Genomic DNA, 23,953 nt, shown 5'->3' with positions numbered 1-23,953 from the left:
GCTTATTGCCTCGATTCATTCGATTCAACATGTGATGGGGAGTTGTGCAGGTTCGCGCAGTGAGATGGGCCAGGCTTGGCAGCGTTGATGCGAGAGTGAATGACATTCGCCATGTCCTCGGCACAGCGTTTGATGTGCTCCGCATTTTCTCCAGCGAACAAGTCGTCCACTGTGCCCTGAAAGAGGGCCAACCACCGATCAAACTGCTCTCTGCCCATCGTCGTAAGCCCGGCCAGTTGCATGTGCGGCACCAGAGGGTTTCCGCGGAAGCCGCCTGTGCGAAACATCACCGTTTCCCAGAATGCGTACATCTTCGGCAAATGGGTTTCCCAGTCCACGTGCGCCACCCGGTCAAAAATGAAACCCAACAGGTCATCGTTGCGCACACGCTTGTAAAAAGCATTCACAAGCTTTTCGATTTCGGCGCGACCTGCCAGATCAGTTCTTGATGGTTCATTCATTGGATTAGGCTGCATCCCTTCCGCTGTCACACGGCGAGAGATCCTCCAATCAAGGGTACACAGCAATGCCTCGGCTGCCGCGCAACAATTGTTGAGAAATACACGCCGATTGTTGTTCGATCGAAGGCAGTACATTTTGAAAGTTCAACGTGTGCCCTCATTCGAAATCGGGAAGGGTAACCCTCTGCGCGCGAGACAAGTTTTCGCGGCGGGCGCCCGGATCTTCACCCCTGCTTGAGCGAACCAGGGCAGTTCTCATGCATCGACTACGGCGTATCTTTAGGTGGAATGAGGAATAACTTGCGATGATTGTTTCGACGTGAGTCACAATCAGGAGCATTTTGCATGGTGGATAAAGGATGCAACAATTGTGAATTGATAGGTTCACCTGGTTTTTAAGCAATTCACTTAATGCCATTTCGCAGGATGGAGGGCTTTCGCTAAGCAGGGAGTCCGATTATCTTTTCCCTTCGAAAGATAATATACAGTGTATTGACATTTTCTTGTGGTTTGATGAAATTTAGAGTGTTGGGTGCCAGTTGAAATGTGAGCGCAAAGCCGACTCTCAAACGATGGCTGAAGGATTCATGAAATCACAAACCTGGAACCACCGTGTCAACGCGTCCCGCCGGGCCTTCACGTTGATTGAGCTTTTGGTCGTGATCACCATCGCGGCCATTTTGCTGCTGTTTGCCGTGCCCGTGACCAACTCGGTGCTTACAGCGAACCAGATCACCACCGGCACCCAGATGGTGGTGGACGGACTCAGTCTGGCCCGCCAGACCGCCCTCACGCAGAATCGCGTGGTCGAGGTGCGGTTTTATGATTTCGCCAGCCTCGAAAGAGGGGATGCGACCACTACCGAGGTTTCAGCCTTTGAGGCTGTGATCTATGACGAGACCAACACCAAGTCCTCCCCCTTGGGGTCAGTGGAGCATCTTCCAGGAGGTGTGGTGGTCAGCAAGGACGAAAGTCTCTCCAGCCTCCTGAAAACAAGCCGGGAAAAGACCAACTGGACCACGGATGATCCCAAGCAAAGCCTGCCCCGAGGCATCGGCTCCAGCTACAAGACTTATGCCCTGCGCTTCCGTCCGGATGGGTCCACGGACCTGGGGGCGGGGAGCTGGTTTCTGACTCTGCATGGCAGCCGGGAAACAGGCAGCCCGCCTCCCAACCATGCCGCAGTGCAGATAGATCCTTACAACGGATCGTTGCGTCTCTACCGCCCCGGTTAACCCCCGTACATCATGAAAACCTCACGACCTCCCGCAGTCGCTACTGCCGGGCCGGGTGGCTTCTCCCTTGTTGAAGTCGCCATTGCTGCAGGCATCGCCTCCATCGGCATCATCATGCTCTTCGGTTTGCTCCCGTCGGGGCTCACGATGTTTCGTGACTCCATGACGGTCAGCGTCTCTTCACAGATAGCCCAGCGATTGATCCAGGAGGCGATGCAGACGGATTACGATGTTTTGGTGGGTGCCAGTGGCACCGGCACCACGCCGGTTGTGAAACCGTGGCGTTATTTCAATGATCAGGGGGTGGAGCAGCCCGTTCCACAGGATGCCATTTTTCATGTGCTCACCCGGGTGGTCCCCTCCAGCCAACTGCCCTCTGGAAACACCACCGGGGCCAATGCCTCCCTGGCCACCGTGACGGTGCAGGTGGTCACCAATCCCAACAATAGGAACATTGTTCTGCTGCCGGCCTCGGCCACGGATCCGCTTGCCCAGACGGTGGATCCGCAAGGCGGCCTGCCGTTCTACACCTACAACAGCCACGTGGCGCGGGCCCGATGATGATCATGAAAGCGCGTGCCTTCACCCTTATTGAACTGCTGGTTTCCATGACCATCGTCTCGATTCTTCTGATCGTGATGGTCACGATCACAGGACAGACCAGTGCCGTTTGGAGGGATACGACGGGGAAGTCCAATCAGTTCCGGGAGGCCCGCAATGCCTTCGAGGCGATCAGCCGCAATCTGGCCCAGGCCACGCTCAACACTTATTATGACTACTACGCGGCGGACGGCTCCTCCCGCAAGGCCTCGGACCCCGCCACCTTCGTGCCAGCCTCTTACGGCCGGCAGTCTGAGCTTCGGTTTCAGTCTGGCGAGGCCTCCACGCTGGTCGGAGGGGCGGTCGCCACTTTCCCGGGGCAGGCGCTTTTTTTCCAGGCCCCGCTGGGGTTCACGAAGGCTGCTGACAATGCAGGTCTGGAGAACCTGATCAACACGTGGGGATACTACCTCGAGTTCCGCGAGGATTCCGACCGGCCCGCCTACATGCCCGGGACGAAACGCCACCGCTTCCGGCTCATGGAGTTCATGGAGCCAACGGAGAGTCTTCAGGTGTACCAGCAGCCGAACCAGTGGCTCCAGACCGTTGCTGGCGGGGCCAACTCGCACGTCATCGCCAGCAACATCATCTGCCTGACATTTCTCCCCAAGCTTCCGTCCCAGGGCCCTGCCGGGGACTTGCGGGTGGATCCTGACGGCAACCGGCTTTCGCCTGCCTACGCCTATGATTCCACCACGGTGGGGCAGGCAGCGTCAGGTGCCGAGTTGAACAGCCGCCACCAGCTGCCTCCGGTGGTGGAGGTGATCATGGTCGCCATTGATGAGCCGTCTGCCGTTCGTCTGGAGCAAGGAGGCTCACCGCCTGATTTCGGGCTTGGCACCCTGTTCAAGGACGCGACGCCAGCCCGCCGCAAGAGCGATCTGCAAACCCTCGAGACCACACTGGCCAACATGAAGGTCAACTACCGGGTGTTTAGCACGGAAGTCAGCCTGCGAGGAGCCAGGTGGAGTCGTGAACAGGCCAACTAGGCCGCCAGTCTTGTCCCAACCATCCCTTCTAGTCCCATGCATTGGCCTCTTCCCTCTTCCCGAATCCTTTCCATCCTGCGGTACCGCAAAGGCATGGCGCTTGTGCTCGTGCTTAGTTTCCTCGTACTGCTCAGTGCCCTGATTCTGGCATTCTTCGGCAGTGTCACCACGGAGACCAAGGCGTCGCGTTTTGCTGACAGCGGGAGCAGGGGGAGGGAGCTGGCGGAGACCGCTACCAACATTGTGATGGCACAGATCCGGGAGGCTACCACGCGGGGCTCCAACATCGCCTGGGCCTCTCAACCGGGCATGATCCGGACCTATGGAGTTGCCAGTGGCACCAGCAGCGGGGCATCCAGCGCCCCTCTGGCCTACTACAAGCTCTATTCTGCGGAGCGCATGTCCTGGACTCCGGCCGACGGGGCGTTCTCTCCTGCCGCTGATGTGCCGGCGGATTGGCACACGCTGCCAGCTCTGTACACGGACCTCAACCTGCCGGTGAAGAGTCTGGCAGGTGCCCGGATCTACCCTATCATGGATCCGACCGCGGCCACGGTTGCCCCCGTGACACAAGGATTTGCCATCACGAGCGCTCCCGTGAAAGGCACCAATGCGGAAGACAATCCGGCTCCGATGCCCGTGAGGTGGCTTTATGTCCTGCAGGACGGCACACTCACCAGCCCCTCTGGCAGCGCTGCGTCGGAAGTGACGTGGGCTCCTGGAACCGCCAAGTCACCTTCCAAAACCAACCCGGTTGTGGGACGAGTGGCGTTCTGGACGGACGATGAATCCAGCAAGGTCAACATCAACACCGCCGCCGGTGACGAATGGGGCCTGGCGGCTACGGAACCGGGCTCCTACTGGGACGTGCCGCATCTTTTCACGGACTTCGAGAAGAACAAACTCGCACTGCGCCAGCCAGCGCAGCTGGAGTACCAGCGCTATCCAGGCCATCCCGCCACCACTTACCTCAGCGCGGTCATTCCCAGCCTCACGCGTGAACAGATTGGATTGATCGCGCCCCGGCTGCAGACCGGCGGGTCCAAGGGGGGCACGGTGTGGGCGCCGGGCAAGGTCCTGTTGGACACGGACCGGCTCTACGCCTCGGTGGATGAATTGATCTACAATCCAGACCGCACCACGCAGGCGGGTATGGACAAAGCGGTGGTGAAGCCGCTGCTGGAGCGCAGCCGGTTCTTCCTCACCGCCCACAGCCGGGCCCCGGAGGTGACCCTCTTCAATACCCCGAGGGTCTCGATCTGGCCCATTCACGACCTCACGAACACCGCGGCGGCCAAGTATCGCAGCCCTTTTGATGAGCTCATCGCCTTCTGCTCGCAATATCGGATTGCCGGTGTGACGAAGGAGTACTTCTTCAAGCGCAACGATCCCCTCTCTGTCACCTCGGATCTCGCCAATATTTCCAGGAACCAGGAGCTCTATACCTATCTTCAAAACCTGACCTCGCGGGAAATCCCCGGATTCGGCGGCAAGTTTGACCAGAAATACCCTCTGGATCGTGATCAGATCCTGACGGAGATCTTCGACTACATCCGTTCCACGAACCTCTTTGACGACAGCATTGAACCGCAATCGCTGCCTTGGAGTTATCCCACAAAAGGGAAGCAGTTCACGAAAGGACGCTCCGGGGAATCCAGCGGGGTCGCAGGTCATGGTCAGGCAGCTCCCATCTACCGTCCTGATCCCGCAAGTCCCGCGGATGTGACGAAGAGCACGATGGGCTTTGGACGCTTTGACACCATTTCCGAGGTGGGGCTGCATTTCATCTGCACCGCGGATGGCAGTGGTGACCCTGCGCAGTCGGATGCCACCAATGTGGCCAAAGTGGCGAGCAACAAGACGGCGAATCGCACGCTGGTGCAGCCTCTCGCGAACAGTGAGAAGCGGGTTGAGGCATTGTTGCTCCTCGAACTTTTCTCCGCAGCCCATGGCTGGACGGCCCTCTGCCGGGACATCCAGATTGAAGTCGTGGGGCTGAACCAGCTGTCGCTCAAAGGGGCGGCAGACGGGGCGGCCCAGCCGATGGGGTTTCCCGCCACGGCACGCATGCACATCACCCAGACCTCTGCGGGCACCATTCACGGTCGCGGCTGGGGCGGGCTGGGAGGCTTCCGCACGCACATGCGCGGCCGGGGTCTTCCCGCCCGGGGGAACATGGCCAAGGATGGAGCCTCGACGAACATGGACAACACCTATCCCTTCGTGAGCGCGCCGGTCACCATCAAACCGGGGGCGGCTGCCCGCATGTTCCTGGAGTCATCCGGGCCCATCACCATCAACATCTATGCCGGCGGCACCAGCACGGTGAATTCCACTCAGCTGGTTCAATCCCTGCACATGAACTTTACCGGGCACACTTCCGTCACGGAGTTCCCGGCTCCGCAGTTGGCCATTGACGGTGCCAGTTCCGGCCAGACGTGGATGCACACCAGCAACTCGGTGACTGAGGCTCGCAACTGGTGGACGTTCTCACGCGATGGAGCCATCACCGGAGCTCCGGCCCCCAACTACGGGCGCATCTACTACGTGGGTGAGGAGCCAGGGCGCAACACCAACCCGGCCGGAGGAGGGGAGGCGAGTGGCAACCCGATCCGCAAGTATGACACGGTGCGCACCCTGGTGCCTTTCCACGGTGACTATCGTCTGATCGCCGCCCAGCGTGATGTGCCGGAAGGCGTGTTCAAGCCGCACCAGTACTACAACGACACCTCCAAGCTGCTGGCCCATTCCATGACGGAGGTGTTGGGGGCAGACATGATCTATGGCGCCACCATGACCGGCAAGCTGGTGAAGACGGCGGCTTATGCCAGCAGCAGGCGTCCAGACGTGCCCTTCAGAGCTGATGCCGATGGCGGACCGTGGAGCAGTGACTCGGGGGACTTTGACAATGGTCTGGGGCCGGTGCCGGATGGCGCCTACATCAACAAGCCGGACGAGGGCAGCGCCTATGATGGGGCCGCGGATGCCATCCCGTATTTCTCCTACACAGAGCGGCATGAGACGGCGGGGCCTACCTTCTTCTCGCCCAACCGTCAGGTGATGTCCCCGGTGATGTTCGGCTCATTGCCCAGCCAGGTGAAGGCCAACGTCCCATGGCGTACGCTGCTCTTCCGTCCCAACACAGGAGTGGCGACGCATGTGGGGGCGCAGTCCCCCAAGGATCATCTTTTGCTCGACCTGTTCTGGATGCCGGTGGTGGAGCCCTACGCGATCAGTGAGCCCTTCTCCACTGCGGGCAAGATCAACATGAACTACCAGATCATGCCCTTCACCTACATCGAGCGCAGCACCGGGCTGAGAGCCCTGCTGCGCAGTGAGCGGGTGGCTGCTGTCCCCCTGGCAAACGCCAACAACTACAAGACCGGCACCGCCACCAACTTCCGTTTGGAAATTGATGCCGCCCAGACGCTGGAGCAGTTCAAAACCCGCTTCGCGGCGAACGATATCTTCAAGTCTCCCACCGAACTCTGTGATCTCTATCTGGTGCCGCAGGGGGCCACTTTGGCAAACATGGCCACGTACTGGAACACGACCAACACGCTCACCGGTGACAATATGAAAGAGCGCCCGTATGCGACGCTCTACCCTCGCCTCACGACCAAGTCGAACACCTACACCGTGCACTATCGCGTGCAGGCTCTCCGGCAGGCGGTGCGCAGTCGCGGCGACAGCCCGGACGCCTGGGCCAAGTGGAATGAAACCAACGACTTGGTGGTATCAGAAACGCGCGGATCCACGGTGTTGGAACGGTACATTGATCCCGAAGATTCCCGTCTCCAGGACTATGCCACCAAGTCCGCCTCCGCTTCCGACTACGTTCCGCTGGATACGTTGTATCGATTCCGGGTGATCCACAGCAAGAGGTTCCTGCCGTAGTCCGAGAAGAGGGGAATCACTATTGTAGCACGTGGGCGGCGCATGGAGAAAACGGTGTGACCACTAACTGAGCGGGCTCCATGATTGCTCCATGCGCACGCGGCGGGTCCGTTGTCCTCACGTCCGGTTCATCGCTGATTTCCAATACGATGTGACCCAACCGCCTCCGTATTTCACTTGCCCACATATCCTGCTCTGGGAGAAGATGGGCCTATGATTTATCTCGACTCGAATGCGACCACCCAGACTGATCCACGGGTGGTTGAGGCCATGATGCCGTTCTTGACGAAGCATTTTGCCAACCCTTCCTCCGGTCATGCAGGGGGACGGCTCGTTCACAAGGCTGTGGAACAAGCCAGGGAGCAGGTCGCCGCGTTGATTGATTGTGAACCCAATGAGCTGATCTTTACCAGTGGCGGCACCGAGGCCAACAATGCCGCTCTGGCATCGGCCCTGACCTTGCAGCAGCCGCGCAAGACGCACCTGATCATCTTCAAGACGGAGCATGCCTCCGTGCTGGAGTCGGCCCGTCGTTGGACGGAGGAGGGGCGTTCCGCCAGCTTCCTGGATGTGAGCCGGGAAGGGGTGCCCATGATTCGGGAGCTGAAAAGCTGTACGCGCTCCGGTCAGACCGCGCTGGTGAGCATGATGTGGGCGAACAACGAGACCGGCGTCATCGGCCCGATCGAGGAGTCGGCTGAACTGGTGCATTCCAACGGTGCCATGTTCCACAGCGATGCGGTGCAGGCGGTGGGCAAGATCCCGGTATCGGTCAAGAAAGTGCCGGTGGATTATCTCAGCCTCAGTGGGCACAAATTCCATGCGCCCAAGGGCATTGGAGCGCTCTTTATCAGCAAGCGGGTGCGCTTCCGCCCGTGGATGCTGGGCGGTGGTCAGGAGTTTGGGAGACGCTCTGGAACAGAGAATGTGCCTCATATTGTCGGGCTGGGGAAGGCGGCCGAACTGATGCTGGAGCATCTGCGGGACAATGGCCCGGCCAAGGTGGCTGCCATGCGGGATGCCTTTGAGCAGCGCATCCTGTCTGCAGTGCCGGGCACAGAAGTCAACGGGAGCCGGGAATTTCGCGTGCCCGGCACGTCGAGTCTTTACTTTGCCGGCCTGGACACTGCCGGGCTTTTGATCCTCCTCGATGAGCGAGGGGTCGCGTGCTCAGAAGGCTCAGCCTGTCACTCGGAGACGCTACGCCCCTCCCACGTGCTCTGTGCCATGGGTTTCACCGAAGAGCGCCTTCGCGGTACGCTGCGGTTCTCCTTCTCCCGCATGAACACGGAAGAAGAGGCTCTTATCGCGGCGGAGAAGGTGATCGAGTGCGTGGCGAAACTGAAAACGCTCAATGTCGAGGGGCTCGTCAAAATGAGCGCCTAACCCCCTGAGGGGCTAGATTCTAGGCACAGGGCCGGGGACGAGGCGAGAGTAGTGCGCCTCCACCCGGCTCAGGAACCAGCGCCAGTTCCGTCCCGGCCGACCATTGTCGAGCAGGAAGTGCGGGCAGTTCTTGTTGGGCGGGGTCAGCCCCTGCCGTGGCCAGTGGTAGTGGGGAACGACGTTCCGCAGGGGAATCTGGTGCTCCATCATGAGGAAGGCGGTCAGCTTGGCGGTGTTGTCGATCGTGCGGGCCAGATCATTGCCGCGGTGTTCGCACATCTCGATGCCGATGCTGTAGTTATTGCCTGGTCCATCAAAGTCTGCGTGCTCGCCTTGCTCATTGGTCGGCAGGTGCTGGATGGCCACGTTGTCCTGTACGGTGAAGTGCCAGGTCAGGAAACCGATGCGATTGCCCCCTCTGCGTTTCGGCGCGCGCAGGGCTCCTCTTTTAAGCGCCAGCGCGTGGTTGTAGGCGTTGCCCGTGTAGTTCTGCGTGGAGTGGATGGTGATGAATTGCGGATTCATCCGCCGGAAAGTTTTCCGGCCTGCCGTGCCTTTGGTGATCATGTCCTGCTGGAGCCGAACTTCCTGCAGCATCCCCACGGGCATCACTTTTCGCTCAACCGGCACCGGTCCCAGCCTTCCCTCCCAGCCAGTCACGCGGGGGCTGGTGCTCTCACAGCCCAGGAGGACGGCAATCAGCACCGCCAGACAGAGAAGAGGGGGAAGTAATCTCATGGAGTGTAATATCCATAGATGTAACGCATCCTCACCGCGTGACAAGGGGGGCTTATCACCGGAATTCAATGTAGGGGTGAGGTTTCACGACCGGCGGCCGCTCTGGCCACTGTCGGAATTGTCTGGCCCGCTGTCGTTTTCATCATCATCGTCCTTCACGCGACGGTGAGTCAGGGTGAGCAGCAGATCCCAAAGAACGAAGGCCACCGCATAGGCGGCGAAGCCTAGAACGACTCCCGCAACGGAGCCTCCGATATATAGTGAGGCGGCCCACGGCTTGAGTTGGGCAAAGAAGTTCCAGAATCCCGTCGCCTCATCCAGGATGCGCTTGAGGTCCTTCCAATCCAACGGCGGGGGATTGCCCAGATGAAGGGTGTGGCACAACCAGTTGCCGAACTCGATTTCCCACCAGGCAATGGGGGGCATGGTGACCGGATTGCTGATCCAGCAGGCCACGATGGCGATGGGGATGTTCACCCGGAACAAAGCCGCCAGCAGCGCTGCCAGCGGCATCTGACCGGGAATGATCAGCATGTTTACAAAAAGCCCAATCGCGAGGCCACCGGCAAAACTGTGCCGGGTGGGTTTCCACACTGTCTTGTCCAAAAAATGCAACGCGAACCATTTATGCAGCCGGCTTTGCTTGAGCTTCCGAGGGTGACGGAACCTCTTGTAAAGGCGCAGGACAAATCGTCGGTAATGCAGGTGCATGAAAGGGGTGCAGTGACGGAAGATGTCCGTAAAATCAATGATTCTTTTGGCTTGATTGCGGGGGGTGGACCCGCTTAAACCTCAACAACACTCACCGCCATGAAGAAAATCGAAGCCATCATCAAACCGCACAAATTTGAGGAAGTCCAGGAAGCGCTCCGCGAGGCGGGAGTGTTCGGGATGACCGTGACGGAGGTCAAGGGCTTCGGCAGACAGCGTGGTCATACAGAGATTTATCGCGGCAGCGAGTACACGGTGGATTTTGTTCCCAAGACAAAGATTGAGATCCTCACCACGGACGAGCAGCTTCCCGCCATCATCAAGACCATCACTGAATCCGCCAAAACTGGCAAGGTGGGTGACGGCAAGATCTTCATCTACGACATTGAAGACGTGCTGCGCATCCGGACCAACGAGCATGGTGTGGACGCCATCTGATTTGGCCCATCCGGTGCTGAGCCAGCATCCAACTTTCTCAGACGGCAGGCCCTCCAATTGGAGGGCCTGTTTTTTTTGGGCGGGGCAGGCGGTTAGCGTGCCAGCCAGAGCAGCAGCGCCGCACCGAGGGCGACCCGGTAGATGGCGAAGCCGTTGAACGTGTGGCTCTGCACGAAGCGGATCAACCAGCGCACCACCACAAAGGCGGAAACTGCGGCAGCCACGAAACCGAGGGCCACGTGGAACCAGTTGAGGGTGGCAAACTCGCCATCCTTGAAGGCTTTCAGGAGCTCGTATCCACCAGCGGCCAGAAGCGTGGGAACGCCGAGCAGGAAGGAGAATTCCGTGGCCACAGGACGGGAAAGCCCCATCAGGAGTGCGATCATGATCGTCGCGCCCGAGCGGGAAGCTCCAGGGAACACCATGGCGATCAACTGGCCGACGGCGACGCCGATGACAATCGGCCAGGTCAGTGAATCCGAGAGCACCCGGCGCTTACAAATGGCTTCGACGCCAAAAATGACAAAACCGCCGATCAGTGTGGCCCAAGCTACCGGACGGGCGTCTTCGGGAAGCTCCAGCCCCATCTTTTTCATCGCCATGCCTGCCACGCAGGTGATCAGGAACGCCGTGCCCAGCTTCATGAGTAGGTCGCGGTTTTCAGCCTTGCCCAAGCCAAAGGCCATGCCGCTGAACTTTTTCCAAAAGAGGGGGACCAGTGCGAGGGCCGCGCCGCTCTGAATCACAATGTTGAACAGTTCTGACTGCCGGGGGAGCCATCTCTGGGCGATCAACAGGTGACCGGTGGATGAAACTGGGATGAACTCCGTGAGCCCTTCAATGAGGCCGAGAATAATGACGGTGAGCCAGTCGGGCATGGTGCGTTTGGGGGATGAGCCCGGCATGATGGGGGAGGAACACGGATGCGCAAGCTTCAATCACGGCCTGCCGGTGAACTTGGCTTCATATGCAACTTGATCGTGGCAATCCTCCCAACCCCGGTTACCGTGTCGTCCCCCGCCAGACCCCCTGTCTCTTTTTCAACGCATTGATCCTTAAAACTGTCGCAAGCCGAATGCTCCGTCGTCCGACCCTCCTGCCGCTCCATAACCCGCCCCGTGGACCCGTATTGGGTTGGATCGCTGCCGTGGCCATGATGACGGTTTTCCTGGGGGCTGGGCCCGTCGCAGCGTTCGACACGGCTCGTTGCCAGCTGGCGGACGGATTCGATTTTCCCTGTGGCAAGCCCGAGGGGACGGGATACTACAAGGCTCGCGGATTCTGGCCCAACGGGCACTTGGGCGAAGACTGGAACGGCTCTGGCGGTGGCGACAGTGACCTCGGAGATCCGATTTACGCGATCGGGCGGGGCATTGTGGTGCAGTCAGAAGACATCAAGGTCGGCTGGGGGAACGTGGTCATCATCCGGCACGTTTTCCGGGAAGTGACGGGCAAGATCGAGATGGTGGACTCTCTCTACGGGCACCTTTTGGAACGGAAGGTGAAAGTGGGGCAGATGATCGAGAAGGGTCAGCTGGTGGGTACCATGGGGGGAAACAACGGGATGTACCCTGTGCACCTCCACCTGGAGGTGCGGAAGAATCTCGCCATCGGGATGAACCGCTCCAAGTTTGCGAAGGACTATTCCAACTACCACAGCCCCACGGCTTTCATCAACGCGCATCGCCAGCTGGCCTCGGACTTCAAAAAGTACGATGTGCCGATCAATACCTTTGCGGCATACGGGGGTGAGCTGACGGAGGCACAGGAGCGCGTTTCCGGCGCCACCTCGTCGGCGGCCAACACCGCCTCTGGTTCGGCGCCGTCCCGCGGATTCACCCGCACGGGTCGTGGGCTGACGATTCCTGTCATCAATGGTCCGGGAAGCGGTTATCCCGCGGCGGGCAAACCTGGGGCGGGATCGACCACTGCCTCTACCCCGCCTGCCCCTCTTCCCGGAACTCCGGGCCCTTCCACCATCCCCGGCAGCACTATTCCGACGCCTCCATCAGATCCGACTGCAGGTAAGAGCGACTTCTGGTCCCGGCTCAAATCCAAAATCGCCAATGGTGGCGTGACTACCGGCCTGGAGGAGAAGTAAGCCCCGACCCAGGCTGGGGCGACCGTCTGGTCAGGAGATAATTTCCACCGGACAGGGGGGCAGTGCCTTGAGAAAGGCCCGGCCGTAGGGCTTGGTGAGCACCCGGTTGTCCAGAATGGCGCAGATGCCCTGATCCTTTTTCGTGCGGATCAGGCGACCCACACCTTGGCGGAGCTTGAGGATGGCTTCTGGCACAGAGTATTCCGTGAAGGGATTGCCGCCACTCTCTTCGATGTGCTCCAGGCGGGCAGCCGTGAGGGGGTGATCCGGCACGGCGAAGGGAAGCTTGGTGATGATGACATTGCTGAGTGCCTCTCCCGGCACATCGACCCCGGTCCAGAAGCTCTCGGTACCGAAGAGGATGCTATGGGTGTCCCGGCGGAATTCGGCGAGCAACTGGTGACGGGGCAGATTGCGGCCCTGAACCAGCAGGGTCCAGCCGCGATCCTCACAGAACTCTTCCATTTGCTCCGCGATGCGCGTCATCTGGGTGTAGCTGGTGAAAAGCACGAAGGCCCGGCCTTGGGACAGATCCAGAAAGTGCTCGATCCATTTGGGAAGGGCGGCCTCGTGTTCTTTGGTGCCCGGCGCAGGCATGGATTTCACCAGGTAGAGCCGCATCTGTTTCTCGAAATCAAATGGACTCGCGATGTTCACGGCCACGGTGGAGGTGGCCCCGACGCGTTGACGGAAGTAGCTGAGGTCTTCCGCCTCACCCACTCCCAGGGTGGCGCTGGTCAGGATACAAGCCTTGTCGCCCTGGAAGAAAAGCTTGGAGAGCTGCGGGCTCACATCGATGGGGGCGCTGTGCAGGCTCACGGCACGGTTGTCGCCGCCGCTGCGCTCCACCCAGTACACGTGATCGTCCTCGGTCTGGTCGAGAAAGGCCGTCATCCCGGCCTGTACGGAGGCCAGCCTGCGGGTCAGGTCTTGGAATTCCAGGCGGGAGGTTTCGTTCTTGGCCGCATCTCCCGCTATTTTTGTCCGCTCGATGACCCGGTGCAGCGGGAGGGCGATGGTGTTGTCCACCAACCCCGTCTCCCTGACCCGGAACTCGCGGCTCTGCTGGTTCATGAAGTGAGAGGAACCTTCCACGGCACGGAAGAACATTTCCATGGCGTCCAGCGCTTCCGTCACCGCGCGACAGCCCACGGCATCTCCCTGGTGGGGGAACTGGCCCTTCTTGGTGCGCGGATTGAAGAGCCGTTGCAGTTCAAAGCGGATGCTGCTCTCAGACAGGTGGAGGCCGAAGGCCCTGGCGGCCACGTTTTCGATCGTGTGAGCTTCATCCACGATCAGGAAGTCCTTGGGGTACAGGAAGTTGGCGTCCTCGGGTAGCACATCCTCCGTGGAGGAGAGCAGCATGAAGAAGAGCGAGTGGTTCATCACCAGCACATCCGCCTCCGCCATGCGTTTCCGGACTGCCTGGTAGAAGCAGCGGGTCTGGCCGCAGCGACGGGGAGTGCAGATGTAGGACTCGCTGCAGATCTGGGACCAGACCTTGGGCGAGGGGGTGAAATCCAGGTCGCTCAGGCTCCCATCCAGTGTCTTCTGACTCCATTCCCAGATCAGCTTCAGTTCGGCTTGCTCGCTGGTGGTGAAAAGATCCGGCGTGCCCTGGAAGGCCCGTTCCAGGCGCTGGGGGCACAGGTAGTTCCCGCGGCCTTTGAGGAGTTCTGACTTGAAGGGGGTGCCGATGATTTTCTGCACGATCGGCAGATCCTTGTGAATGAGCTGCTCCTGGAGGTTGATCGTGTGGGTGGTGATGATGGCTTTACGCTTCTTTTCCATCGCGAACGTTACGGAGGGCAGGAGGTAGGCGAGGGATTTGCCGACGCCAGTGGCGGCCTCGATGACCACCGGGCGGGTCGTCTCGAGCGCTTTCCCAACTATTTTCGCCATGCGCTGCTGCTGCTTCCGGTACTCGAAGTCAGGCGACTTAGCCAGGATGCCGTCGGGCGAGAATGCCTGTGCCATACGCTCCGCCAGTGTGGGTTGGGCGGCGCTTTCGGCATCGGAGGCAATGTGAATCATGGAGGTCGTTTTGATACGTCTGGGCGGGCCGCTGTGCAAGGTGCAGACGGTGTTCGGGCATTTGCCCCTCCTTGACGAGGGGCGGTTTGTGTTGAAACCTCCCACCCCCAAGCATGACAAAGCAACTCCGGAAAGTGCTCACTCCCGTTTTAGACGGCTGCAACGCCATCTGGCGCTGGTTGCGGCACTCCCCGAATGCCGGCTGGCTCGCCCTGTTACTGGCAGTGATCGTCATGTTCATCTGCCAGATGGCCGGGTATCACCGCAACTACATGCCGGTGACGCCCTCCAACATCAATGAGCTGCCCAAGGGATGGGAGGCGCCGCCAGATGGAGCGTACTTCACCCTCTACATCCTCTCCTACATGCGCCTGTTTGTGCTGGTGGGCGGGGTGGCCTACCATGCCTTCATCCTGCGTGCCTATCCGGATGCCCGGAAGATGGTGATCCCAACCTGGATTGCCTGCGCCTATCTGGCCCTCTGGGCTCTGGTCAGCCAGCTCTATGACCGCTGGGAGACGCTCAGTGCCAGTTTCTCAGGGGAAGTCTTTTCCGTCACGGCCTTTGGAGTGCAGCTGTTGCTGATTCTGGGGCTGCTGTGCACACCGCCGCTGGTGCTCACGTACTATTCCCGGAGCAAGATCCTTGAGCGCTATGTGATGCGTTCCTTCCTCCAGCCGGTGATGTTCTGTTTCATCGCCTTCTGCACCCTCTGGATCGTGATGGACCTGCTGGACAACATGCAGGACTTCCAGGAGAACAAGATCTCCCGGACGCAGATCCTGATGTTCTACGTGAAGCTGATCCCGTTCATCTTCGTGACGGTGGCACCCATCACGCTGCTTCTCTCCACTCTGTACACTCTGGGGCGCATGTCCCGCACGAACGAGTTGATCTCCATGCTGGGCACCGGCAAGAGCATGTTCGATGTGCTCAAGCCCTTCTACGTGATCGCTTGCTGCGCCTCTCTGTTGGGAATGGCGGCCAACTACCACTGGGCTCCCGTTTCAGCGGGCAACAAGGAGAAGCTCCTGGAGAACGTGAAGGAGCGCATCGGGAAGAACTTCCTGGTGATGGGCTTGATGTACCGAAACCAGGAAGACCGACGGACATGGTTCGTGGGGCAGGTGCCGGAAGACTTGCGCGGAGACCGCATGCGCCGCATTGAAATTCGTCAGGAAGATGACCAAGGCCGTCTGGTGAAGGGCTGGTTTGCCAAGAGCGCCTTCTGGTGGCCGGACCGCAAGGTCTGGTCGTTCTACTCCGGCGTGGAAGTCACCTATAAGAACGGTCAGGTCGTGGCGATGCAGAACTTCGACACGGGGACCGGTCACCCGCGTATCGACTTCGAAGGCTGGACGGAAACGCCGTGGATCCTGCTCAGCGGCACCTTGGTGCCTGACTATCTCGGGGTGCCGGATCTGATTTCCTACATCCGCGGAAACTCTGCCTACGGGCAGCGGAAGCTGGCTCCGTACCTCACGCACCTTTTCTACCGCTTCACATTCCCCTGGCAGTGCATGGTGGTGGTGCTGTTTGCGGCCCCTCTTTCCGTCGTGTTCTCCAGGCGCGGTCTCGTGGGTGGTTTGTCGATGGCCGTGATCTTCTTCTTTGCGCTGATGTTCATGGACAACCTTTTCCTGAACCTGGGCAAGAGCAACATCATCCCCTCATACGTCTCCGTTTGGCTGCCGCACCTGCTGCTGGGGAGCATCGGTGTTTACCTGTTCAAGCTTCGGTCCCAGAACAAGGAACTGCCAAAATTGTCCTTCAAGACCCTCCGTGAGAAGCTGGCCGTGATCTGGCAGGCCCTTCGCTCACGCATCTTCGTCAAGACCGCCTAACCTCTGGGATGCAAGCCAACTGGAACATTAAATCACGAGCTCACGAATGCTCCCGCACCAATCGCCCGTTTGAAGAAGGGGAGAGGTTTTACACAGCCATTTATTTCGATACAGTCTCCGGTGAATTCCAGCGGCGGGATGTGGCAGAGTCAGCCTGGGCGGAGGAGCTTGCCGAGCGCAAGCCTTTCTCCTACTGGAAGGCTGAGTACGTCAGACCGGAGAGCCTGCGGCCGAAGGTGGAGATCACCAGCCGCGAGAGCGCTGAAGATCTCCTGAGACGGTTCGTCGAAGAGGATGAAGAACACACCGAACACGCCCGGTACATCCTGGCGTTGATGCTGGAGCGGAAGAAGCAGCTGGTGCCCAAGGAGACGAAGGAGACCGAGCACGGGAAGACGATCATCTACGAGCACCGCAAGAGCGGGGAAGTTTTCATCATCAAGGATCCTGAGCTTCGCCTGGACGAACTGGCGATGGTTCAGGATGAAGTGGCGATGCTTCTGGGCTTCGGTGGCCCAGCGGCTGAGGCGGCTGCTGCCGTAGGCATGCGGATCACGCCTGATGGCAAGGTCGAAAACCTGGAGAAGGGCAAGAAGGGTGGCAAAGCAGGCAAGGGGGCGAACGTTCCAGACCAAGCTGTCGCTGATGCCGCCCCTACTGCCGATGAAGCCCCTGTGGCAGAAGAGCCGGCAGCGTCTGTGACGGCAGAAGAAACCTCCGCAACGGAAGTTTCCGAGCCAACGGAGGCTGAGCTCGATGAAGCCTCGTCGCATGAGGCCCACGAAGAGGTTGTTGAAGAAGAGGCAGAGACAGATGAGTCCCTGACCTCTGAAGGGGAGGCTTCTGACGAAGAGGCCTTCGCTAACGAGGAGACTGAGCTTCCTGAGGATGATCAGGCCGCAGACGAGCCTGAAGCTCCTGAGCGCTCCGCCTGATCCAAAAAACCGCTGAAGTTGCGCACGGGAAGACCGTGGGCTGGTGGTTAAAATTTTTATACCTTCACATGATTTCCAGAAATCCTTTTGCCCAGGCTGCAGTGCTTTTTCTGAGTGCCGCGCTTTTTTGTTCCTGTGAGATGGAGGCGAAGGGGCGGGCAGCGTTGGACCGCGCAGGCAGCCCTCCCGCAGAGGACGCTGTGCCAGGCTATCAGGAGGTGAAGGTGGAGATACGGGAGGATGGCCTGGCCTACCTGCCTGCTGCTGAACTCCCCTTCACCGGGGATGCCGTAGAGCTTCACTATGACCGGACCCCGCCGCGGTTGGCCCGCCGTACGCCTTACGTCAAAGGTCGACGCCACGGCATGACGGTGAGCTTCACCAGCGGTGGCAAACTCCGTGAGGAGCGCACTTTTGAGCAGGGGCGTCCCGCCTTTTTGGTGGTGTACCACGGCAACGGCAAAAAGAAGTACCAATACGCCCTCAATGAGAAAGAGGTGGGGGAGGGGCCCATCTTGCGCTGGTATGACAACGGCGTGCTATGGTCTGAAGGGCAGCTCGATTCCGAAGGCCGCTTCCACGGCGAGGAGAAAGACTATGATCGCGAGGGCCGCCTGATGGGACACTACGTGAAGGAACATGGCCGGCTCAAGGAGATCCGCTTTGAGACGCCCGAGATGATGGCGGAGAGGCTCCATCAGGAATCCGGGAAGCCTTCGGCCGAGGTCATCGAGGCAGAAGCTTCTGCGCAGGGGCCCTAGACATGGCGTGGTGGCAGTCTGTCACGCCTTTGACCGTGGGCGGCTCCACCAGAAGACGGCGGCCAGACCAACCACCAGGACGGATGCGAGCATGAGACGCCATAGGGAGCCTGTGGCGTTTGGAAGGGCCGTCGATGTGACCGAGGCCGACTCGGGTGGGCTTGATGTTGTGACTGGCACGGAGAAGGCCCGGCTGCTTTCCCCAGGATAAACAGACTGGGGAACGACCTTGGGATTGCCCAGCTCAGAATTGAGCAGGATCACCGGCACGGCGGCGTTGCGGGCAAGCGTGACCTTGAACTCTTTGGCATCCGTCGGGAGATTCACCCTGCAACGGGCCAGCAGGTGCACTTCTGCCGTGGTGGCAGAGATCTCCGTGTTCAGCATGCTGTCGATGGCTTGCACCTCCCACGGAGGCTGGGAAGACGAGGAATTAAAAACGAACTGAAGCGTCCCAGCGAGGTACTGGCGCGCGCGGTCCAAGTTCTTAGCGCGCTCCGTCTCATCCTGATCCCGCCACCAGGATCCTGGCACCGGGGGAAGCGTCGAGGGGACTTCGTGAAGAAAGAGACGAGGATCGAGATTCACCTTCAGCTCGCAGGCGCGATCTGGGTGAAAAATGGCTTCCACGACGAGCGTGGGGATGGGATGGGCCTGAATACGGACCGCTGTCAGAATCAATGCCAAAGCCATCAGGGCCCACTGCCTACGAACCATCTGTGAACCTCCGAGAAGTTGTTGGAAATGCCAACTTGAAATCTTACGCGAGAGGGTGTCTGGAAGGGGCTGCCATCAAACTGATGAAAAAAAAGGAAGAGTTGACTTTCATGGGTCCATTCGGTTGAAAGGAGGTGACAAATGGGAGCCTACCTCAGAACCTTAACCAGCGGTGATACCTTTCCTCTGGAAGACTTTAACCTCATCGGACGCAGTGAGGAGGCAACCATCCGTCTGAATGATGCGGGCGTCTCGCGACAGCATGCCACCATTCGCCGCGAGGGCGTGCACTACTGGCTTGTGGACCTGGGCAGTGCGAACGGGAGCTACGTCAACGACGTGGCACTGACGACGGCCCGTGTGCTGCGCGACGGGGACCGGTTGCAGATCGGCGGGGCGGTGTTTCTTTTCGACCAGAGCGAGAGCTCATCCAACACCGATACTACTATGCTCGGCACCAAGACCCAGGTGCTGCGCCGCAATCCCGTGCCGGTGAAGACGACTTCCGCCACCCTGCTGGTGGGGGATCTCAAGGGGTTCACCCAGTTGAGTTCCCAGCTCAGTGCGACTGAGCTCGCTGAGCTGCTGCGTGAGTGGTACGCGGACTGCAACACGATCATGAAGCGCTATGGCGCAATGATCGACAAGTTCATCGGCGACTGTGTGTTTGCCTACTGGCCGGGGATTGAGGCCGACATCCGCCAGAAGGCGGTGGATTCAGCGCGAGCGCTGCGTGAGGTGGAGGTTGCGGTGACCACCCCGGTTCGCAAGCATTTGCGGGAGACCCGTGGCGTCGTGCTCGACTGTCGCATTGGTTTGCATTTGGGTCCCGTGGCTCTCGGCGCGATGGGTAAAGGCATCAACACCGCCCTTGGTGACGCGGTGAATCTTGCTTTCCGCATCGAAAGCCTGACCCGGCAGACGCGCCAACCCATCTTGGTGAGCAAGGCGTTCCTGGAGGGTTGGACAGAAGGACAGGAATGGTTTGAGCCTTGTGGGGCTTATGAAGTGAAGGGCCATCCGAACAAGGTGGAAGTATTCAGCCTTCGCAAGGAGGAGGCCGCCGCGGAGGCGCAGGCCTCGCCCTAAAGTTTTTTTGAATGTTCTCACGTGGTGTTCGTCGAACGACGGACACCCATGAAGATGCCCGCCGTTTGTAGTGTCGGAGCCCTCGCGGCTGCGTTCACCCTGAGTTCCTGCGTATCCTACTACCCGGGGCCTAACGAGCGCGTGGGTGGGGTGGCAGGTGCAGTCACTGGCGCTGCGGCGGGCGGCATCATTGGCCACCAGAGCGGCCGTGGTTTGGAAGGGGCAGCCATCGGTGGCGTGTTGGGGGCTCTGGCGGGCTCCCTGATCGGGAACTCGCAGGACCAGTATGCCTACGGCGACTATGGATATGGGCCCCCGCCACCTCCTCCGCCTCGCTACTATTCCTATTCCTACGACTACTGCCCTCCGCCGGTTGTTTATCGGCGCCGCTACGCGCCGCGCTACTACGGCGGGCATTGCTGGTGAGTTGATTGGGAGGCCGCTGAAGAGGAGAGCGGGCTTCCAGGCAAACCTCCTGTAACTTCGGGTTGCGAGCGGCGTTGGTAGGCGGCATGGCTTTCTCCATGGCGTATCGGCACACCTTCGCTTCCTTCGGCGGACTTTTCGCGGTGATCTTCGGTTTGACCCATTGCGGGCCGAAGCAGGAGCCGACCTTGCCGGACAAAACGGCATCCTCACTACCCGCGGCAACCCCTCCAGCAGGTGCGCCCGCCACTGCACCAGCTCCGACTCCACCGGCGGCCAAACTCAAGTTTGCCTGGACGGAGGAGTTGATGAACAAGGAGATCAAGTTCCACAACCCTGAGTACGAGGGCGGCGGACAGTTTCGCATTGAGGACGGGGAACCTCTCGCTGTGGGTCTGGATGGAGCCAAGGTGAGCAATTTGAAGTTTCTGGAAGGGCGTGCGCGATTGACCGCAGTGTACCTCAGTGACACGCAGGTGAGTGAACTGACGCCTTTAAAGGGGCTGCCGATCACGGAGCTCTACATCGAGCGCACGAAGGTGCGGGACCTGTCTCCGCTACGCGGCATGCCGTTGACGAAGCTGTATCTCACCGGAACTCCGGTGCAGGATCTGGGGCCTCTGGAAGGGCTGCCCCTGACGGACTTCAATGCCAAAGACTGTCCCATCTCCGACATTTCCGCACTGCGGAAAAGCCCGCTTTCGATGGTGTGGCTCAATGGATGTCCGCTGACCAACATTGCTCCCTTGAAAGGGCTGCCTCTGAAGAGCCTGACCTTGCACCTCACCCGGGTGGTGGACCTTGGCCCGCTCAAAGGTTCCTCTTTGGAGCGCCTGCACATTGGTGAAACCCCGGTGGAGGATCTGACCCCCCTTCAGGGCCTGCATCTCACGAGGTTGGTCTTCACTCCAGACCGTATCAAGACAGGCCTGGAGGTGGCCAAGGCTCTGCCGCTCGGGGAGATCGGCACCAAGTTTGCCGAAGAAGGCAACGATCTGAAGCCGCCGGCTGAATTTTGGGCGGCAAGGCCTGGGCCTTGATACGTGCGAGGTCGCACAAAAAAGGGGAGCCGGTACAACCCGGCTCCCCTTGGTGATTTAGAGTTGGATCAAATCCACATCCCTGCGGGAATGATGGCATCCTTGGGAATGACCACGATGCCGTCGCGGATGTAATAGAGACCTTCCGGATGGTCGAAGTTTTCCGGCTTGTCCTTGGGAGTGATGACCACACCATCTCCGATGTGGACGTTTTTGTCGATGATTGCCCGCTCGATCTTGCAGCGACGGCCAATGCCGGTGGCAGGGCGGTTGATGGGGCAGTTCACAGCGCCGGCGTAGTAGTCGGCTCCCATGATGATGCAGTCTTTGATGGAGGTCTCGGCCTCCACGACCGTCCGGACCCCGAGGATGCTGTTTTCGATCCGGGCTTCGGACAGAATGCAGCCGTCTGAGAGCAACGCACGGTGAATGCTGCCGCCGTTGATCTTGGTTGCGGGCAGGAAACGGGCGTGGGTGAAGATCGGTGCCTGCGAATCAAAGAAGTCGTACTGGGGGACCACCGAGCAGAGGTCCAGATTGGCTTCGAAGAAACTGCGAATGGTTCCGATGTCTTCCCAATACCCTTGGAAGGGATAGCTGAGGACCTTGTAGTCCTTGATCGCCTGCGGGATGATGTGCTTGCCGAAATCGACGAAGTCGTTGTCCAGAGCCGCAATCAGGGCCGCGCGGTTGAAGACGTAAATCCCCATGCTGGCTTCGTAGTAAGGCTGGTCTTCGCTCAGCTTCAGCTGCTGCACGATTTCAGCTGGCATGGCCAGGGACTGCAGCACTTCAGGATCCTTCGGTTTTTCAACAAAGTTCCGAATCCGGCCATCCGGGTCCGTCTGCATGATGCCGAAGGACTTGGCCTGCCGCTCATCCACGGGGATGGTGGCGATGGTGATGTCGGCATTGTTCTCCAGGTGACGGGTCAGGACTTTGCGGAAGTCCATGCGATACAACTGGTCACCGCTGAGGATGAGGAAGTACTCGTACTTGCCCTGGGTGAAGTTGCGCAGGTTTTGGCGGACGGCGTCTGCAGTGCCCTGATACCAGGCTTCGCCTTCTGGAGTTTGTTGTGCTGCCAGAATCTCCACAAAACCGTGGCTGAAAAGGTCGAACTTATAAGCCCGGCTGATGTGGCGGTTGAGGGAGGCGCTGTTGTACTGCGTCAGCACGTACACCTGGCGTACGCCGCTGTTGATGCAGTTGCTGATGGGGATGTCCACCAGGCGGTACTTGCCAGCAAGAGGGACGGCAGGCTTGGCCCGGTCCTTGGTTAGCGGGAAGAGTCGTGTACCGGCCCCCCCACCCATAATGATCCCCAACGTGTGACGATTCAGAAGGGCTTCAGTTTCGAAGCGATTCACGGAGGAAGCAGCGGCAGCCATGGAGGAATTTTCCTGAAACAAGGCAATGGGGCAAGCGTTTCCTTCGCCGCCCTATGACAAAGCTTCCTATAACCCGTCGGTCCATCGTGCTGTGGGTCGCTGCCACGCTCCCGGTGACGCTCTCTGCGAAGGTCGAATTCAAGTCGGAGATCCTTCCGATTTTGGAGACGAAATGTCTAAAGTGTCACAGCGCGCCGCATGAAGAGGCCGGCAAGCTGGTGAAACCGAAGGCGGAACTCCGTCTGGATGCCGCCTGGGCCATCCTGAAAGGCGGCGAGAGCAAACGCCCCGCACTCGTTCCCAAAGATGTTGCCAAGAGCTACCTTTATGAAGTGCTGACCTTGCCCAAGGATGATGACATGTTCATGCCCCCCAAGGGTGATCCTGTGACGGCGGATGAGATGGCCAAGATCAAGACCTGGATTGAAGAAGGGGGCGACTTTGGGGGATGGGAAGGCAATGTGGCCGGCAAGCCCGTCGATCCTGCTGCAGCCAAGGTGGTGCAGAAAGAAAGGGAGCACGATGTTCTCTACAAGGCGCTCGCGGAAGGTCTGCAACCTGCCAGTACCGAGGCACTGAAGAAAGCCAAAGATGCCGGTGCCCAAGTGAGCCCGCTCATGGTGAACAGCCCGCTCCTGCGGGTGGACTTCCTCACCGGAGTGAGCCGTTGTGATGACGCCAGCATTCAGAACCTGCTGGTGCTGAAAGAAAATGTGGTGCACCTGGACCTCGCTCGCACGGCGGTCACGGATGCAGGATTGAAAGCGGTGGTGCAGTTCCCCCGTCTGACCCGCCTGGATCTGCGCAAGACCAAAGTGACCGACAAAGGCGTAGAGCAACTGAGCGCCCTTAAGCATCTCACCTACGTGAACCTCTACGGCACCGAGGTGACCGATGCGAGCCTGGCAACACTGGCAGGCATCAAGACCCTGCGGAACATCTACCTCTGGGAAACCAAAGCGACTGATGCTGGAGTGGCCAAACTCAAAGCGGCGCTGCCTCAGGCAGAGATTGTTCACAACGTCGTCATCGCCGCTCCTGAAGGGGCTGCACAAGAAGACAACCAGGGCAAACGCAAGAAGAACAACAAGTAGTCCTGCGGCGGCGCATCGACGTCAGGTTGGCGGAATGCTGGACTTGAGTGTGAAGGTGACGCATGT

21 protein-coding genes are annotated in these 23,953 nt (G+C 59.6%); 14 read left to right on the top strand and 7 right to left on the bottom strand.

Annotated elements, in window-relative coordinates:
- Positions 1-2: 2 nt before the first annotated feature.
- Positions 3-491 (bottom strand): group III truncated hemoglobin, encoded by a 489-nt coding sequence (locus BV106_RS34220; RefSeq protein WP_265596371.1) that lies wholly within the window; start codon positions 489-491, stop codon positions 3-5.
- Between the two features lie 557 nt (positions 492-1,048).
- Between BV106_RS34220 and vccD the strand changes: the two genes are divergently transcribed.
- The 5 genes from vccD (at position 1,049) to BV106_RS34195 (ending at position 8,568) form a co-directional block, all read left to right on the top strand.
- Positions 1,049-1,696 carry a Verru_Chthon cassette protein D gene (gene vccD, locus BV106_RS34215; protein ID WP_081892576.1) on the top strand — a complete coding sequence of 216 codons (648 nt, stop codon included), beginning with the start codon at positions 1,049-1,051 and terminating at the stop codon, positions 1,694-1,696.
- A gap of 12 nt (positions 1,697-1,708) precedes the next feature.
- The gene (gene vccB, locus BV106_RS34210) at positions 1,709-2,257 is read left to right on the top strand and encodes a Verru_Chthon cassette protein B (RefSeq protein ID WP_038172648.1); all 549 of its coding nucleotides are present in this window, start codon (positions 1,709-1,711) and stop codon (positions 2,255-2,257) included.
- A gap of 5 nt (positions 2,258-2,262) precedes the next feature.
- Positions 2,263-3,285 carry a Verru_Chthon cassette protein C gene (gene vccC, locus BV106_RS34205; RefSeq protein ID WP_081892575.1) on the top strand — a complete coding sequence of 341 codons (1,023 nt, stop codon included), beginning with the start codon at positions 2,263-2,265 and terminating at the stop codon, positions 3,283-3,285.
- Between the two features lie 36 nt (positions 3,286-3,321).
- On the top strand, positions 3,322-7,182 hold the full coding sequence (gene vccA, locus BV106_RS34200; protein ID WP_081892560.1) for a Verru_Chthon cassette protein A: 3,861 nt from the start codon (positions 3,322-3,324) through the stop codon (positions 7,180-7,182).
- 213 nt (positions 7,183-7,395) lie between these two features.
- Complete coding sequence (locus BV106_RS34195) at positions 7,396-8,568, top strand: cysteine desulfurase family protein (RefSeq protein WP_038172641.1); 1,173 nt, start codon at positions 7,396-7,398, stop codon at positions 8,566-8,568.
- 12 nt (positions 8,569-8,580) lie between these two features.
- On the opposite strand, the gene BV106_RS34190 is transcribed toward BV106_RS34195, so the two are convergent.
- Complete coding sequence (locus BV106_RS34190; RefSeq protein WP_265596370.1) at positions 8,581-9,306, bottom strand: N-acetylmuramoyl-L-alanine amidase; 726 nt, start codon at positions 9,304-9,306, stop codon at positions 8,581-8,583.
- Positions 9,307-9,390: 84 nt separating this feature from the next.
- The gene (locus BV106_RS36730; RefSeq protein ID WP_051946925.1) at positions 9,391-10,017 is read right to left on the bottom strand and encodes a DUF2062 domain-containing protein; all 627 of its coding nucleotides are present in this window, start codon (positions 10,015-10,017) and stop codon (positions 9,391-9,393) included.
- Between the two features lie 99 nt (positions 10,018-10,116).
- Here BV106_RS36730 and BV106_RS34180 point away from each other — a divergent pair, with 99 nt between their 5' ends.
- Positions 10,117-10,455 (top strand): P-II family nitrogen regulator, encoded by a 339-nt coding sequence (locus tag BV106_RS34180; protein ID WP_038172637.1) that lies wholly within the window; start codon positions 10,117-10,119, stop codon positions 10,453-10,455.
- Positions 10,456-10,547: 92 nt separating this feature from the next.
- On the opposite strand, the gene BV106_RS34175 is transcribed toward BV106_RS34180, so the two are convergent.
- Entirely contained in the window at positions 10,548-11,333 is a 786-nt protein-coding gene (locus BV106_RS34175) for an undecaprenyl-diphosphate phosphatase (RefSeq protein ID WP_038172799.1), read from the bottom strand.
- A gap of 197 nt (positions 11,334-11,530) precedes the next feature.
- Between BV106_RS34175 and BV106_RS36725 the strand changes: the two genes are divergently transcribed.
- A complete protein-coding gene (locus tag BV106_RS36725; protein WP_051946923.1) occupies positions 11,531-12,556 on the top strand; it encodes a peptidoglycan DD-metalloendopeptidase family protein in 1,026 nt (341 codons plus the stop codon).
- 30 nt (positions 12,557-12,586) lie between these two features.
- Here BV106_RS36725 and BV106_RS34165 read toward each other — a convergent pair whose 3' ends face one another.
- Entirely contained in the window at positions 12,587-14,590 is a 2,004-nt protein-coding gene (locus BV106_RS34165; protein WP_051946921.1) for an ATP-dependent DNA helicase, read from the bottom strand.
- A 113-nt stretch (positions 14,591-14,703) separates the two neighbouring features.
- Between BV106_RS34165 and BV106_RS34160 the strand changes: the two genes are divergently transcribed.
- The 3 genes from BV106_RS34160 to BV106_RS34150 all read left to right on the top strand — a co-directional run bounded on the left by BV106_RS34160 (position 14,704) and on the right by BV106_RS34150 (position 18,130).
- Complete coding sequence (locus tag BV106_RS34160) at positions 14,704-16,434, top strand: LptF/LptG family permease (protein WP_038172634.1); 1,731 nt, start codon at positions 14,704-14,706, stop codon at positions 16,432-16,434.
- 8 nt (positions 16,435-16,442) lie between these two features.
- The gene (locus BV106_RS34155) at positions 16,443-17,369 is read left to right on the top strand and encodes a hypothetical protein (RefSeq protein WP_038172632.1); all 927 of its coding nucleotides are present in this window, start codon (positions 16,443-16,445) and stop codon (positions 17,367-17,369) included.
- Positions 17,370-17,437: 68 nt separating this feature from the next.
- Positions 17,438-18,130, top strand: a complete 693-nt coding sequence (locus BV106_RS34150; protein ID WP_038172629.1) for a hypothetical protein — start codon at positions 17,438-17,440, stop codon at positions 18,128-18,130.
- A 21-nt stretch (positions 18,131-18,151) separates the two neighbouring features.
- Here the strand turns inward: BV106_RS34150 and BV106_RS34145 are convergent, their stop codons facing one another.
- Positions 18,152-18,823 carry a hypothetical protein gene (locus BV106_RS34145; protein WP_265596368.1) on the bottom strand — a complete coding sequence of 224 codons (672 nt, stop codon included), beginning with the start codon at positions 18,821-18,823 and terminating at the stop codon, positions 18,152-18,154.
- Between the two features lie 165 nt (positions 18,824-18,988).
- Here BV106_RS34145 and BV106_RS34140 point away from each other — a divergent pair, with 165 nt between their 5' ends.
- The 3 genes from BV106_RS34140 to BV106_RS34130 all read left to right on the top strand — a co-directional run bounded on the left by BV106_RS34140 (position 18,989) and on the right by BV106_RS34130 (position 21,402).
- A complete protein-coding gene (locus BV106_RS34140; RefSeq protein WP_038172625.1) occupies positions 18,989-19,936 on the top strand; it encodes an adenylate/guanylate cyclase domain-containing protein in 948 nt (315 codons plus the stop codon).
- Positions 19,937-19,984: 48 nt separating this feature from the next.
- The gene (locus BV106_RS34135; RefSeq protein ID WP_038172623.1) at positions 19,985-20,362 is read left to right on the top strand and encodes a glycine zipper domain-containing protein; all 378 of its coding nucleotides are present in this window, start codon (positions 19,985-19,987) and stop codon (positions 20,360-20,362) included.
- A gap of 98 nt (positions 20,363-20,460) precedes the next feature.
- On the top strand, positions 20,461-21,402 hold the full coding sequence (locus tag BV106_RS34130; protein WP_265596367.1) for a hypothetical protein: 942 nt from the start codon (positions 20,461-20,463) through the stop codon (positions 21,400-21,402).
- Between the two features lie 68 nt (positions 21,403-21,470).
- Here BV106_RS34130 and BV106_RS34125 read toward each other — a convergent pair whose 3' ends face one another.
- Positions 21,471-22,793 (bottom strand): glucose-1-phosphate adenylyltransferase, encoded by a 1,323-nt coding sequence (locus BV106_RS34125; protein WP_081892558.1) that lies wholly within the window; start codon positions 22,791-22,793, stop codon positions 21,471-21,473.
- Positions 22,794-22,846: 53 nt separating this feature from the next.
- Here BV106_RS34125 and BV106_RS34120 point away from each other — a divergent pair, with 53 nt between their 5' ends.
- On the top strand, positions 22,847-23,887 hold the full coding sequence (locus BV106_RS34120) for a c-type cytochrome domain-containing protein (protein ID WP_038172619.1): 1,041 nt from the start codon (positions 22,847-22,849) through the stop codon (positions 23,885-23,887).
- Positions 23,888-23,953: the final 66 nt, after the last annotated feature.

The sequence above is a fragment of the Verrucomicrobium sp. BvORR106 genome (assembly GCF_000739655.1).
Classification (GTDB): Bacteria; Verrucomicrobiota; Verrucomicrobiia; order Verrucomicrobiales; family Verrucomicrobiaceae; genus Verrucomicrobium.
The sequence above is the reverse complement of the archived record's forward strand: the minus strand, read 5'-3'. Positions and strand labels throughout refer to the sequence as shown.